The organism is Leptotrichia sp., from assembly GCF_057270615.1.
Genome location: NZ_DBHIXN010000050.1, coordinates 1 through 14390, shown reverse-complemented (window position 1 = coordinate 14390; position 14390 = coordinate 1). Strand labels below are relative to the sequence as shown.

The 14390-nt window shown below is 26.1% G+C and carries 19 protein-coding genes; 6 read left to right on the top strand and 13 right to left on the bottom strand.

Annotated features, from left to right (window positions below):
- The 11 genes from ACO409_RS08535 to ACO409_RS08485 form a co-directional block, all read right to left on the bottom strand.
- Positions 1 to 332, bottom strand: a 332-nt coding sequence (locus ACO409_RS08535) for an ABC transporter ATP-binding protein (RefSeq protein WP_485556353.1), incomplete at its 3' end; no start/stop codon positions are given.
- Positions 325 to 1488 carry an ABC transporter permease gene (locus ACO409_RS08530; protein ID WP_485556355.1) on the bottom strand — a complete coding sequence of 388 codons (1164 nt, stop codon included), beginning with the start codon at positions 1486 to 1488 and terminating at the stop codon, positions 325 to 327. The genes ACO409_RS08535 and ACO409_RS08530, both read right to left, overlap by 8 nt.
- Positions 1489 to 1703: 215 nt before the next feature.
- Positions 1704 to 3155: a S1C family serine protease gene (locus tag ACO409_RS08525; protein WP_485556351.1), complete on the bottom strand. Its 1452-nt coding sequence runs from the start codon at positions 3153 to 3155 to the stop codon at positions 1704 to 1706.
- Between the two features lie 23 nt (positions 3156 to 3178).
- On the bottom strand, positions 3179 to 3673 hold the full coding sequence (locus ACO409_RS08520) for a hypothetical protein (RefSeq protein WP_485556350.1): 495 nt from the start codon (positions 3671 to 3673) through the stop codon (positions 3179 to 3181).
- A gap of 45 nt (positions 3674 to 3718) precedes the next feature.
- Positions 3719 to 3988 (bottom strand): FtsB family cell division protein, encoded by a 270-nt coding sequence (locus tag ACO409_RS08515; protein WP_485556349.1) that lies wholly within the window; start codon positions 3986 to 3988, stop codon positions 3719 to 3721.
- The gene (gene nrdR / locus ACO409_RS08510) at positions 3988 to 4452 is read right to left on the bottom strand and encodes a transcriptional regulator NrdR (RefSeq protein WP_485556348.1); all 465 of its coding nucleotides are present in this window, start codon (positions 4450 to 4452) and stop codon (positions 3988 to 3990) included. The genes ACO409_RS08515 and nrdR overlap by 1 nt, the downstream gene beginning before the upstream one ends.
- A 151-nt stretch (positions 4453 to 4603) precedes the next feature.
- Complete coding sequence (locus ACO409_RS08505; protein WP_485556347.1) at positions 4604 to 5074, bottom strand: PTS sugar transporter subunit IIA; 471 nt, start codon at positions 5072 to 5074, stop codon at positions 4604 to 4606.
- The gene (gene recO / locus ACO409_RS08500) at positions 5064 to 5759 is read right to left on the bottom strand and encodes a DNA repair protein RecO (protein WP_485556346.1); all 696 of its coding nucleotides are present in this window, start codon (positions 5757 to 5759) and stop codon (positions 5064 to 5066) included. The genes ACO409_RS08505 and recO overlap by 11 nt, the downstream gene beginning before the upstream one ends.
- 42 nt (positions 5760 to 5801) lie before the next feature.
- Positions 5802 to 6341, bottom strand: a complete 540-nt coding sequence (locus ACO409_RS08495) for a hypothetical protein (protein WP_485556345.1) — start codon at positions 6339 to 6341, stop codon at positions 5802 to 5804.
- A 65-nt stretch (positions 6342 to 6406) separates the two neighbouring features.
- The gene (gene mreC / locus ACO409_RS08490; protein ID WP_485556344.1) at positions 6407 to 7321 is read right to left on the bottom strand and encodes a rod shape-determining protein MreC; all 915 of its coding nucleotides are present in this window, start codon (positions 7319 to 7321) and stop codon (positions 6407 to 6409) included.
- A gap of 416 nt (positions 7322 to 7737) precedes the next feature.
- Positions 7738 to 8076 (bottom strand): hypothetical protein, encoded by a 339-nt coding sequence (locus tag ACO409_RS08485; protein ID WP_485556343.1) that lies wholly within the window; start codon positions 8074 to 8076, stop codon positions 7738 to 7740.
- 245 nt (positions 8077 to 8321) lie between these two features.
- Here ACO409_RS08485 and ACO409_RS08480 point away from each other — a divergent pair, with 245 nt between their 5' ends.
- From ACO409_RS08480 to ACO409_RS08455, 6 genes are all read left to right on the top strand, one after another.
- Positions 8322 to 8861, top strand: a complete 540-nt coding sequence (locus tag ACO409_RS08480; RefSeq protein WP_485556342.1) for a C40 family peptidase — start codon at positions 8322 to 8324, stop codon at positions 8859 to 8861.
- Between the two features lie 228 nt (positions 8862 to 9089).
- On the top strand, positions 9090 to 9983 hold the full coding sequence (locus ACO409_RS08475) for a helix-turn-helix transcriptional regulator (RefSeq protein ID WP_485556341.1): 894 nt from the start codon (positions 9090 to 9092) through the stop codon (positions 9981 to 9983).
- A gap of 45 nt (positions 9984 to 10028) precedes the next feature.
- Positions 10029 to 10505, top strand: coding sequence for a hypothetical protein (locus tag ACO409_RS08470; protein ID WP_147003291.1), 477 nt, complete (start codon positions 10029 to 10031; stop codon positions 10503 to 10505).
- Positions 10506 to 10618: 113 nt separating this feature from the next.
- Positions 10619 to 11020 carry a VOC family protein gene (locus tag ACO409_RS08465; RefSeq protein ID WP_485556340.1) on the top strand — a complete coding sequence of 134 codons (402 nt, stop codon included), beginning with the start codon at positions 10619 to 10621 and terminating at the stop codon, positions 11018 to 11020.
- Between the two features lie 21 nt (positions 11021 to 11041).
- Positions 11042 to 11515: a GyrI-like domain-containing protein gene (locus tag ACO409_RS08460; RefSeq protein ID WP_485556339.1), complete on the top strand. Its 474-nt coding sequence runs from the start codon at positions 11042 to 11044 to the stop codon at positions 11513 to 11515.
- A 19-nt stretch (positions 11516 to 11534) separates the two neighbouring features.
- Positions 11535 to 12167 (top strand): GyrI-like domain-containing protein, encoded by a 633-nt coding sequence (locus ACO409_RS08455; protein WP_485556338.1) that lies wholly within the window; start codon positions 11535 to 11537, stop codon positions 12165 to 12167.
- Positions 12168 to 12280: 113 nt separating this feature from the next.
- On the opposite strand, the gene ACO409_RS08450 is transcribed toward ACO409_RS08455, so the two are convergent.
- Both ACO409_RS08450 and ACO409_RS08445 read right to left on the bottom strand, forming a co-directional pair.
- Positions 12281 to 13861: a peptide ABC transporter substrate-binding protein gene (locus ACO409_RS08450; RefSeq protein WP_485556337.1), complete on the bottom strand. Its 1581-nt coding sequence runs from the start codon at positions 13859 to 13861 to the stop codon at positions 12281 to 12283.
- 116 nt (positions 13862 to 13977) lie between these two features.
- Positions 13978 to 14390, bottom strand: a 413-nt coding sequence (locus tag ACO409_RS08445) for a methionine adenosyltransferase domain-containing protein (protein WP_485556336.1), incomplete at its 5' end; no start/stop codon positions are given.

Sequence of the window (14390 nt, the reverse complement as noted above, 5' to 3'; positions counted from 1 at the left end):
GCGGGCATCATAACATTTTCAAGTGCAGTAAATTCATTTAGCAGATAATGAAACTGAAATACAAATCCTATTTTCTCATTTCTTATCATAGTTTTAGCTTTTTCATCTCTATAATGGATTTTTTCTCCACTAATGTAAATTTCTCCATCAGTTGGCTCATCCAAAAGTCCCAATATATTTAAAAGAGATGTTTTCCCGCTTCCTGACTTACCTTGAATTGAAATGAAATCTCCTTTATTAAATGCCAAATTTATATTTTTCAATATATGAATATTTTCAACTTTTGTCTTATAAATTTTATTGACATTCCTCAATTCTATTATTTTATTCATATTTCAACGCCTCCACAGGTTTTAATCTTGCTGCCCTTGTTGCTGGGAAAATTGTTGATAAAAATACGACAACAAATGTTACTCCATAAATAATCAAAAGTTCCTGTTGCGAAATATATAGTGGCAATTCTTCCAAATAATAAGTCCCACCTTTCATATATGCTTTAAACAAAACCTTTAAAGTCATCAACACAATCGGTGAAAGTCCACTTGCTAAAATCATTCCAAAAACTCCGATTATTAAACCTTCTATTGTAAAAATCTTTCTAATACTTCTATTTGTATAACCAATTGATTTTAAAATCCCAATATCTTTTATTTTTTCGCGAACAATCATATTTAAAATTACTGATACAGCAAAACTTGCAATAATCAAAAGTAAGCTCAAAATAGCAATTAATACAAATTTTTCAAACTGTACTGCCTTTAATAAATTTTGATTAATTATTTTCCAGCTTATTACTCCGTACTCTTTAGAATTTACAGCATTTTTTACATAAGATAATGTTTGTTCGACTTTTTCAGGATGTTCAACTTTAATTCCAATTTCAGTTGCTACTTTCCCTTGGTCTGATAAAATTTGCATTGTTTCCAAAGGCACAACTATAAGATTTGAATCATAATCTAAGGATCCTGTCTTAAAAATTCCCCTTACTATAAGTTTTATTTCCTTATTTTCAGATGATACAAGACTTATTTCCTTTCCGACTTTTAAATTCATCTCAATTGCTAATTGTTCACCAACTAAAACTGAATTAAGCTCTGAAATATTGTTATTCCCATCTATTATTCTTAAATTAAGTCCGTTTTTCACATTTTCTGGACTAATTCCATCAGCTAACACACCTTTAGCCAATCCTTCACTCTTTAATATAGACTGACTATTTATTTGTGGAATAACAGCTTTTACGCCTTTAATTTTTTTTATATTTTCTACAGTTTCTCCATAATTTTCAAAAAAAGTTGTTTTCTTGTTTTTTATAAGAATATGAGGACTCATTGTCAACAATGAATTTATCATATTTTTATTCAATCCATTTGAAACAGTCATTGAAACAATAAAAACCGTTACTGCAATAGCTACTCCTAATACTGAAAATATACTTTGAAATTTTCTTTCAATAATGTGTCTAAATGCAATAAAAAATTCTACCATATTTCTCTTATGCTCTTCCTTTCTACTTTTAAACATTTTTTTAGTTCTTTTAATATTAATATTCTGTACTAAATATATTTTACAATTTAATTTACCTTATTTTGAAATTAGACCTAATCACTAACTTAATTTTTTTTATTTCCACAATGAATAAAAACTTTTTGTTTCATAATATTTGTTTTATTAAATCCAAAATCCGTATAATTTTAAAAGTTCTATTTTACATCATTTGACATTTCATGTGAAATATTATAATTTTCCATAAGTGCTTCTCGCTGTGCCTTTACTTGAGCCACATCTAGCACAATTTCATTACCTTCTTCATCTTCAAAAACAATAAATTCATTATTAGTATTTTTAATTTTTCTAACAAAATCGTTAAAATCTTTATATTTTTCACCATTAACTTTTGTAATAATTTTATTTTCTAAATCTGAATATCCTAAATTTACATCAAATGGAAGAACTCTCACTAATATAACAAGACCATTATAGTCCTTGAACAGTTCTTCTCTATCATAAATTGCAGGTAAAGTATCAGTAGGACTGGCCTGTGAAACTGCTGTAATATAATTTGTTGTAAGCGGTTCAAAAACTAGTCCCCCATAAATATAATATGAAGGAGAGTCTTGCAACTTCGTACTTTTTACAACACTATATTTTATATCTGTCTTTTTAAGTGTAACTTGTCCTTTTTCAACTTTTTTATCTCTTATAATTTCATAACTTAAATTTTGTCCATATTTTTTTTCCTGATTTATAAAATTAAAATCAGTCTTTTCATTTTTACGAAATTCTACTGTCCCATCTGATTCAATATCTTTTCCATCTAATTTTAATAATACATCATTTCTTTTTAAAATTCCACTAAATGGTGAGTTTTGAAAAACTTTTTTTATAATAATACCTTTTGAATCATTATTCAATCCTAACATTTTACGTTGTGATGTACTTTCTAATTTTGCCCATTGTATACCTAATTTTGGAGGTCCATCATAGTTTCCATCTTTTATGTCATCCAAAAAATTATTAAGTATGTTAACAGGAATAAAGTATCCAATATTATCAGCTTGTGTAAGCCCCGCAAAAGCAACTCCCACAACTTTTCCATTACTCAAAACTGGTCCTCCGCTATTTCCACTATTAATCGCAGCATCAGTCTGTCCAATCAAAAATTTCTGATTTGTCAAAGTATATGTATTATGTTCCATTCTTGAGACAATTCCTCTAGTTGTACTTAGCTTATCTCCTCCAAGTGGATATCCATAAACTGTAAGACTATCCTCAATTTTTGGAAGTTCACCTAATTTTAATGTAGTTGTTCCATTAAAAAAAGCCTTATCTTCTACATCAATCATTGCCAAATCATATTCTTCTGAAATAAATTTAACATTTGCTTTATATTTTCTCGAGTCCCCTTCTTTTCTAACTTGTAAAAACTTCTCATTTAATACTGCATGAGCATTCGTAATAATCCTGTTTCCATCTATAATAAATCCTGTAGCTGTTGAATTAAAATCTTGCCCATTTTGCCAAGGTGAAGCATAATTAAACATCTGATGTGCAGCATAAACCTTAACAAGTGCTTTTTTTACTGAAATATCATCAGCAAAAATGAATCCGCACAAAATTATGTTTATTATAAAAACTATTTTTTTTATATTCATATTTCAAACCTTTCTTAAATATTCTAAATATCCATTTTTTCTCCAATTTGATTCTGTATCAATTTCAAGAATAATAATTCATTACTTATATTCAATCTAATTTGTACCTTTTTTTTATCTTTTGTTATCACTTCTAAAAATTTATCTGATTTGCTAGAATTTATTCTCATCATCCTTATAGCTGCACTCTCAATATCTTCCATTTTAATACATATTTTTTTTAAAAATATTTTATTATTTTCTATTACAATTTTGTAACTAAATAAAACAAATGTTGCTCCTACAACATATCCCAAAAGAATCACAATAAAAATAATTTTTATCGGTGTAAGTTTTTCAATTCCAACAATTCCTTTATACAACGAATATATTGCTATAGCAGCAATTATTATAAAAAAAATAGATGACGAAATTATATATTTAGAGTTTGCCCTGAAAATATACTTATCTTTCTCATCTTCTATTTTATAGTTATCAAGTTTACTTTTTAAATTTTCTATATTAATAAAACTATTCATCATTCTCCAACTTATAAAATTAAAATTTAATAATTTAAAAATAAATTATTCTGGAACTTTATAAGTTTCTTCTCCTTCTTTTTTTAAACTCAAATCATTTCTTGCAAATTTTTCAACCTTTTCATGTTCATCTGAATTTTTTTCCTGATATAATAATTTACTTTTTTTGGCTTCAAGCTCTTTTATTTCAGCATTTGTATTAGCCAAACTAATTTCCATAGCTTTTTTACCTAAAAATACACTTACACTTTGCCCAATAAAATAGACTACCAAACTAAAAAATATAATATTTCCAATAAAACGTAATTTTTTCATTATTCCTCCTGCTTTTTATTTCTTATTTTTTCTATTTCCTTTATAAAGCTATCTAAACTGTCAAACTTTTTATAAACAGAAGCAAATCTCACGTAAGCAATCTCATCCAAGTCTATCAAATATGAAAGTATCTTTTCACCTAATTCACTAGATTTTATTTCACCTGAATATTCTGTTAATATCTCACGTTCAATTTTATCTATTGTTTCCTCAATTTTTTCAATATCAATATTACGGTTTTCAAACGCTCTAACAATTCCATTATAAACTTTCTCACGTGAATAAGGCTGTTTTTCTCCACTTTTTTTTATTACAATCAATGATAATTCAGCAACTTTTTCATGAGTTGTAAATCTTTTTCCACATTTTTCACACTCACGTCGCCGCTTAATTGAGTTTCCTTCAAAATAGGAACGACTATCAATAACTTTTGTATTTTCATAACCGCAAAATGGACATCTCATAATTTATACCCTTATCTTTCTGAATCTCTTCATTTATTCATTTTAATTAATAAACATTTACGAATAACTAATTATCTGATCCCAATTCATATAAGTAGCAGGATCTTTGCTAAACTTCTTTGAAAAATTAAAAACTTTTATTTAAAAAATATTATCCATTCATTTCTTCAGTTCGGATAATTCTAATGATTTCTTCATTTGACTCAGCTTTTAATAAATTATCTATAAATTTATTATCTCTTATCAATCTTGATATTCTTGCTAATACTTTCAAATATTCTTGTGTTTTTTCTTCTGGACATAAAAACATAAAAAAAATATTTACATTTTCATTATCTAATGATTCATAATCTATTTCATTTTTTGAAATTCCAAAAGTTGCTATCAATTCATCTACTGCTTTTGTCTTTGCATGTGGTAATGCAATTCCTTTTCCAATTCCAGTCGATCCCATTTCTTCCCTAGCAAAAATATCACTTAATCCCAATTCTTCATCTTTTATTAAATTTGTTTTTTTTAAATTATTATACAACTCTTTAATTACCGAATTTTTACTTTTTGATTCTAAATTTAGATTTATCGTATTCACTTTGATATAGTCAGCAACATTTTTAGTTTCCATAAAATTCCTCCATAATAAATTTCTTTATTTCTATTTTCGTTTGCAAATTTCTATTTACAAAACTTTCAAAAATTACAACTACTTTTTTTAAAAAACTTATATAACTTTCCATTTTTTCTTGAATTTCATCCATACAAAAATTATTTCTTGAAATTTTCAAAATTTCTTTATATTTTTGTATGTCTTGCCTATTATTTTTTTCAAATATTAAATTAATCTCATTTATATCATAAATTCCGTGTTCTATCATTATTCTTCTTAAAAATGATAGTATAATGTAATATTTATATCCTTTTTTTATATATGGAAGAGCATCAATAAAACTTAATATGTCTACTAATTTATCAAAAAAATCTCCATTTTCTTCAGTCATATAATAAATTTTATCTATACTATCCAGTATGTACAACGATATTTCCAATTTTTCAATATTTTTCAATATTTTTTTAAAATCTTTTATAATTTCTATATCTTTTACAACATAATAATTATTCTTTTGAAAAAGTGTAATTTCAATTTTATTTAGCGGATTTAAAGAACCAATATTTCTTTTTTTAGATTTTCGGATTCCATAAGCTGTTGCCATTATTTTTCCGTAATCTTTACTAAAAAGTGTTACCAATAAATCCGCTTCTCTCATTTCTTTTCTTTTTAATACAATACAGTTTGTTTTTATAACTTTCATATATTTTAAACTTTAATACACTTCAAATTTTTATTTTTACAATTATCTAAAATTTGACAATGTATAAATTATTCGCGAACCTCCGCTTTTTACAGAAATCTTTGTTGGATAGCTATATCCATTAGAAGATCTATAGTCACTAAAATTTACAGTATTTCCTTTGCTATTTATCGCAGTTAACCAGTTATTTGTAAATGTGAATGTATCTCCATTTCTAGTTTGTGTCTTTTTAGAAGTTATACCTCTTAATTTGTTAAATACAGACAATATAGTTGCTTCACTTTTTTCAACTTTTTGAGTAACAGTCTGTTTTAATCTTGGATAATAAATTGTTTTTTTACTTCCATTAAAAGTATAAACTTCTCCTTTATTCGTACTTGGTGCTGTAATTGTCAACTTCATTGTCCCTGAATTATATGCCATTACATAACTTTTACTTCTTTTTTGCCCATTAATTGTAGCATCTTCAGTAACATTTACTGTAAAACTTCTTTTTTGCCAAAAATCTTTAGAAAAAGAAAATGCCGATACCAATAAAAATAATAATATAACTTTTTTTGTCATTGTTAATTGTCTTAACATAACTAAACTCACCTCTTTATTTAAATATTTATGTTACTATTTTGTATATATTAATACAACTTCCTTTAGTTATCCTGTGAATTTTCTTTGTTTTGTTGTTCTTCTTCAGCTTTTACCTGATTTTGTATTTGAGTATTAATTACATCATTAACACTCCACTTATAAACTAACACACTTTGAATGTCAAATACATTAAAATTCGGCTTAAATTTTATTTCCTTTATTTTATTAAAATCATTTAAATCCGTTACCCTAAAACTTCCTATTTTTAGCCCTTTTGGTAAAATGTCACTTATTCCAGAAGTCTCTATATTAAATACTGTATTTTTATCAACTTTTCCATCGTTGTAATTTTGAACTGAAAATGTTCCATTCCCATTACCACGTAAAATCTGTTGATCATTTCCATTTAATACAACACTTAACTTTGAAGTTTTACTTGTTAATAAAGTTACTTCCGAATATTCATCACTTACCTTGGAAATTTTTCCAACGAGATATCCGTTAAACATTACTGGTAAATTTATTTTTATACCTTGTGCAGATCCCTTATTTATATACATTCTTTCTGATGAGCTTCCAGTTTCAACAAGTGCTACATCCGCTGCTATAAATTCAGATGGATTTTTTTGACGCATTTCGAGCATTTTTCGTAATTTCTCGTTTTCTTCCTTTAAATATGCAAATTCCATGTTTTGAACTTTATTTTTTTGTAACTCAAAATCTCTATTTTTATTATTTTCAACATATTCTTCAATATAGCTAATGTCATTAACTCTTGATTTTAATTTTAAAATTTGAGTATACAGCATACTTTTTACTTTCACTAACTTAAAATTTACTGCCTGAGTAACTCCATCCAAAAATGTAAATGAACTTGTAATTCTATTTTTGAAAGCAAATAATATTATTATTACAATTATTACTATCAAAACTGTTCTACCTGTACTTTTTTTCTCAGAAAAACCACCTAATTTCATTATTATCTAATCCTCTCATTTTTTTATTTCAAAACAATCATTGAATACTAGATGCTTCAAAATTAAGTTCTAAAAGACATATTTTTCAAAAATTTATTCATAAAAATTATCCAAAAATAAAAATTTAAAAATAACAAAAATACGTAATTTTAACTTTAAAGCGATATTATTATAATATCATATAACATACATTATATCAAGTATTTTTATAATTTATTTTTATATGATAAATCTGCTTTAAATTCTAAAATATTTATTTTATATACTCAAAACCCATTTAAAATTAAAAATTATATAAACTTTAGGTTCAAGTAAAATAGCCATAACTTTTAAATTCAATTTTATTATACTATAGCATAAATTTATTTCTGCAAAAAAACAAAAAGGCACTATCAAATTAAGTACCTTTTTTTAATTTATTCTTGCCCAACGACAGCTCTGTAGTGTTTTTCAAGTTTTTGAAGTTTTTCAGGATTATTTCTCAAATAGAAATTTACTTTTTCAATTATGTCTGGTGTAGCTTGTGTTCCTTCTTGCACAACTTCAACTGTATCACTTTCATCCCCAGTAACTGCTTCAGAAGTATCTGTAACTGATTTTAAATCGATTCTTTTTTTAATAATTCTTTCAGGTTTTGGAGCTGCTTCTCTTTTAAGAGCCTCTTTTCTGTATTCTTCAAGAATTTTTTTTGTATTCACATCAGCAAAAGCCATTACTGAAATTGCTGCAATCCCAATTAAAATAAACTTTTTCATTTCAATTATCCTTTCTTTCTGTTAGTACATTTCTAACAATGATCTCAACTTTGTCTATATTATATCAATATCTGCCAAAAACTTCAAGAAAAAAATTTAAAAATATATTTTTAAACTTTAAAATCAACAAATTTTCTAACTCTATTCTTTTGAATTAATAAAAAATTAAGTAAAAAAAAATCTGAATTAAAGTAAACATTGCTATAATAAAGTTACCAAAGTTCAAAGGTAGATTGGAGGTTATAATGAAAAAAATATTGATGCTAGCTGGAGCTTTGATTATATCTGCTGTATCATTTGCAGATTTAGAAAGCACAATCAAAAATCACTATAGTAACAAAACTATAGATTTAACGGTTGTATCAAAACCAAAACAAGAGGTGAAAAGTAGTGGAACTTCTTCTGCAGCAGTAAGAGATCAAATTATCTCGTTTGCACAAACAAAATTAGGTTCACCATATGTTTGGGGAGCAACTGGTCCAAACACTTTTGATTGTTCGGGCTTCGTTGGTTACGTATTCAAAAAAGCTGCTAATGTAAACTTGCCTAGAGTTTCAAGTTCACAAGCAACATTTAAACCAAGAATTTCATCAATGAATATGACGAAAGGCGATTTGGTATTTTTTGAAACAACTGGAAAAGGTCGTATTTCTCACGTAGGTATCTATATGGGTGATAGACAATTTATTCATGCTTCTTCTGGAAGTAGAAGAGTAACAGTTTCTAGTTTAGACAGTAATTTTTACAACAAGACATTTAGATGGGCAATTAATCCATTTAGTTAATCTATGAATTAATTTCTTATAAATAAATATATTCTTTACATAAATTCTTGTATAAACAAGAAAAAATAAAAATCATAATTGATTTAAAAAATTAAAAAACTTTGGAATAAGGAGTTTTATCTCAATTGAAGAGATATTACTCCTTTTTTTTCTATTTTTCCATGTTATTCTATTATTTAAATAATAAATTTATTATAATATTACATTATTTAAGGAGCTTAAAATATTATGAAAATTAATAGATTATTTGAAATTTTATATCTGTTACTTGAAAAAAAGACAATTACTGCCAAAGAACTTGCCACATATTTTGAAGTTTCAGTTAGGACAATTTACAGAGATATTGACATTCTAAATTCTGCTGGTATCCCAGTTTATTTTCAAAGAGGAAAATATGGCGGAATAAAATTAATGGATAACTATATAATGAACAAATCCTTGCTTTCTAGAAGAGAGCAGAATGAAATACTTTATGCCCTGCAAAGTTTAAATGCCACTAATTATCCAAATAACAATAAAACTCTTTCAAAATTAAACGCTATTTTTAACAAAAAATCAGACAATTGGATAAAAATAGACTTTTCCAGATATAATTGCGATGATAACACTCTATTTGAAAAAATTAAGGAGGCAATATTAACTAAGCAAACCGTAAAATTTAATTATTTTAACACAAAAGGTGAACATTCTGAAAGAACAGCAGACCCTTTAAATTTATGGTTTAAAGAAAGAGCATGGTACTTATTTGCCTATTGTCACAAAAAAAGCGATATTCGTCAATTTAAAATAACAAGAATCAAAAATCTAACTTTAACAAACGAATATTTTGAAAAAACAAGTAAAGACTTTGAAATAAATAAGAAGAAAAGTACTATAGAAACTATAAAAATCATAGTTGAAATCCATAAATCACAAGCATACCGTGTCTATGATGAATTTTCTGAAGAGAGTATAAACAAAATGGAAAATGGCGATTTTGAAATTATAATGGAATATCCTGAAAATGAATGGATTTACGGCTATCTTCTATCTTTTGGAGAACATTTGAAAGTGAAAGAACCAGAGAGAATAAAGAAAATTTTGTTTGAAAAAATTGTAAAAATGAAGAAAAATTATATTTAAAAATAATAGTTATCCTTATCTTAATTTTTTAATAGGAGTAAAAAAATGATAAAATTTGGTGAAAAATATAAAAATGATGATATTTTACCGTATATCTTAAAGATATGTGATGGTACAAATAATATATTAAAAATAATAGTTACTCTTCCTCTTTTAGGAGAAAAGGGTTCTGAAGTAAGTAATACAGGAGATAAAGAACTTGATGAAATATTAAAGGAGTCTTATCCTGTTTTAATTAACTATAATGAAATTTATGAGATAGTATTTGAGAACTATATAATGTATCAAATTAGAAATGAATCCTTTGCAAATCCTGATGAAAATAGCAAAATTTCGGGAAAGTATTTCGTAATAATTAAAAATTCTTCGTATCTTAAAATGGTAAAAAATATTACTTTTTATAATGATATTTTTGATAATAAATACATGCACTATGGGATTTTTTCATGGAATCATGTAATTGACATTATTTCAGCAGAAGAACCTAAAATTGCAAAATTAGAGAACCATACTGAAGAATAAGTATTGTTTAAAATAAATAAATAAATAAATAATATTATTATAAATATGACATACTGATGTCATATTTTTTGTATTATAATATCTATAGAAAATTTTAAAGAGGAGGAATTTTTATGTTAAATAGTTTTTATCCTGTAATTTTAAGTAATAACATAGAGGTAACAAGAAATTTTATAAAAAAATATTTTAATTTTAAAGAAACATTTGTCAGCGATTGGTATATCAGTTTAAAACATGAGAATAACTTTGAGATAGCAATTATAGATAAAAATCATGAAACAATTCCAGAAAGATTTAGACAACAATCTAAAGGAATTATATTAAATTTTGAAGTTAAAGATGTTGATAAAATATATGAAAGGATTTTAGAAAACAAAAATATGAACATATTGCTAGAAATACAAAATGAGGAATGGGGACAGAGACATTTTATTTTTGAAGGTCCTGATAATCTTCTGATAGATGTTATACAGATTATAGAACCAACTGAAGAATTTTTAAAACAATACAAATAAATTGATAAAGGTGGTATAATTATGAAATATGAAATAGTAGAAATTAAAGAAAAAACTCTTGTTGGATTTAAAGCACGAGTGAAAGATGACGAAACAATGTCTGAAAAGATTTCAACTTTATGGGAAAAACTGTATTCTAAAAAAGGTGTCCAAAATATAAAGGACAGAATAAATGATAATGCTATCGGTGTCTATTATAACTACAGTAATGAAAATGACTTTGAGTACGACTGTCTTACAGGCTGTGAAGTGAAAAATAAAATTGATGTGATTCCTGAATATATGATAAAGCTAGAAATTCCACAAGGAAAATATGCAAAATTTGTGATTTTTGGTGATCCTGTAAAGGCTGTTGGAGAATTTTGGTATAAATTTTGGGAAGAATTTGGGAAGGAAAAATCTGATATAAGAAATTATACCTATGATTTTGAAGAATATATAGCAGGTAATGATTATGAAAATACAGAAATTCACATTTATATCAGTATAAAATAATAACTAGGAGATGATAATTATGGCATTTGATTTTAAGAAGGAATTTAAAAAATTTTATAAACCGTCGAGAAATCCTGAAATTATAGAAATTCCTAAAATGAATTTTATAGCAGTACGTGGAAAAGGAAATCCCAATGAGAAAGAAGGAGAATATCAAAAAGCTGTTGAAATGTTATATGGAGTTGCCTACACCCTTAAAATGAGTTACAAGACACAATATAAAATTGAAGGATTTTTTGAATATGTTGTCCCTCCGTTGGAAGGGCTTTGGTGGCAGGAAAATGTAAAGCATGAAAATTATCTGTTAAACAAGGAATTATTTAACTGGATTTCTTTAATTAGAGTGCCTGATTTTATTAAAAGGGAAGATGTGAAATGGGCTATAAAGTGTGTTACTGAAAAAAAGAAAAAAGATTTTTCAAAAGTTGAATTTTTCAGCTATAATGAAGGGTTTTGTGTACAATGCATGCATATAGGAAGCTACAATGATGAACCCGAAACTATTCAAAGAATGAATGAATTTGCACAAAAAAGTGGGTACATTATTGATTTAACAGATAAAAGACATCATCATGAAATTTATTTAAGTGATCCAAGAAAAGCGAATATGAATAAAATGAAGACAGTTATAAGACAACCTATTAAAAAATAAGGAAAAATCAAAAGAAAATCTAAAGTTTTATATAAAATTAAAATATAATTATAGCACAGGATGATAAAAATACCATCCTGCTTTTTTTAACTTTGGGTATGTAAAAATTAATTTTAAAAATGAGCATAAGTAAAATCAGCTATTCCTGTAATACTTCTTCTGATGATACCTTTAATTCTAGGATTTCTGTAATGGTTTTCTACTGAAAAATATAGTGGTGAAATTACATTTTCATCAATCAGTATTCTCTCAGCTTCATTTGTTTTTTTGTCTCTTTCTTTAGAAGATGGCATTTTTGAAATTTCTGTTACTAATGCATTGTATTTAGCTTTTGACCAGATATTCATATTTAAGTTATCATCTTTTTTCCATCTATCTAAATAAGATAAAGCATCATCATATTTTGGCGACCATGTATTCAATACTATATCATAATCTCCAGCTCTAGTTTTTGATAATCTTTCTTTAAATGGAACTGTTGAAACATCTGTCTCCAACCCTAATTTTGTTCTCAATTCTTCTTGAATAAATTGTATTTCTTTTACTTCTGGATCTGAGTTTCCTGATAATAATCTTAATCTTAATCTATTAACTCCAAGTTCTTTTAATGCTTCTGAATACAATTTTTTAGCTGTTTTAATATCATTATCTTTGAAATAATTTTTATCTGGATAACTTTTTCTATATTTTTTACTATATCCTGAAATCTCATTACTTATAATTGATTTTGCAACAATTGATCCATCTTTCTTAATTTCATTTACGTATTTTTTTCTATCAATGACTATCGAAATAGCTTTTCTCAATTTAGAATTTTTCAAATATTTATTGCTTAAATTAAAATCAAGATACCAGACTCTTCCATTAAAATATGTATCTAAAACCTTATTTTTCTTATATTCTGCCAGATTATAAGACTCAACTCTCGACATATCAATTTCTTTATTTTTAATTAAATCATCAACTACTCTAAAATCTTTTGAAATAATATATTTTATTTTTGGAATTTTTATATTTTTGGCATTCCAATAATTTTCATTTTTTTCTAACAGAATTTCATCTTCCTGTAATTTTGTTATTTTATAAGGTCCATTAAACAAAAAGTCTTCTAGTTTTACTGCATATTTATTTCCTCTCGATTCATAGAACTTCTGATTTAAAGGAACTGAAATTGGCAAAGTCAAAATATATTTAAAATATGCTGTCGGATGTTCTAGTTCTATTTCTAGTGTCTTGTCATCAATTGCCTTAACTCCCAAAGCATCTGCCCCAACTTTTCCGTTATAATATTTTTCCGCATTTTTTATAGGAAATAACATTTCAGAAAATTGAGCCGCAACCTTAGGATTTAAAACTCTTTTAAATGCAAAGACAAAATCATTTGCCACTATCTTTTGACCATTGCTCCATTTTGCATTGTCTCTTAATTTGAATATCAATTTATTACCGTTTTCCTTGAAGCTTTCAGCAACTCCTCCAGTATAGTTCCCTTTTTCATCCAATCTCAATAATCCTTCATATATGCTTGAATCAACTTGAACTGCTACCATCTCTGTAAATAAATGCGGATCCAAAGTATTGTAATCATTTCCAAGATTAAAGACTACTGTTTCTTTATTATCCTTGATGTTCTTAGAACACCCCGCTAATAAAAATACAAATAACATTAATGTAAAAAATATATTTTTTTTCATTCCTGTCGAATATCTTATACTCGATTTTTTAGGCATCTTTTAATAATATTTTAGAAATTAGCTTATCCAGTATAAATATCCCTTTCTCTCCTCTCATTCATATTCTTCAAAATTAATTATAATAATTCTTTTTTTAATTCTTCAACTTTATCTAACTTTTCCCAAGGTAAATCAATATCAGTTCTTCCAATATGACCAAAAGCCGCCAAATCTTGATATCTAAATGATGGTTTTCTTAAATTTAATGACTTTTGAATTCCATTTGGCGTTAAATCAAATAATTTTGCAACAGCTTCTTCAATTTTTATTTCCTCAACTGTTCCAGTTCCAAATGTTTCTACACGAATTGATACCGGTTCTGCAACACCAATCGCATAAGACAGCTGAACTTCACATTTTGTTGCAAATCCTGCTGCAACAATATTTTTCGCAATCCATCTAGCTGCATAAGCTGCTGATCTGTCAACTTTTGATGGATCTTTTCCAGAAAATGCTCCTCCACCATGTCTAAAGTATCCACCATAAGTAT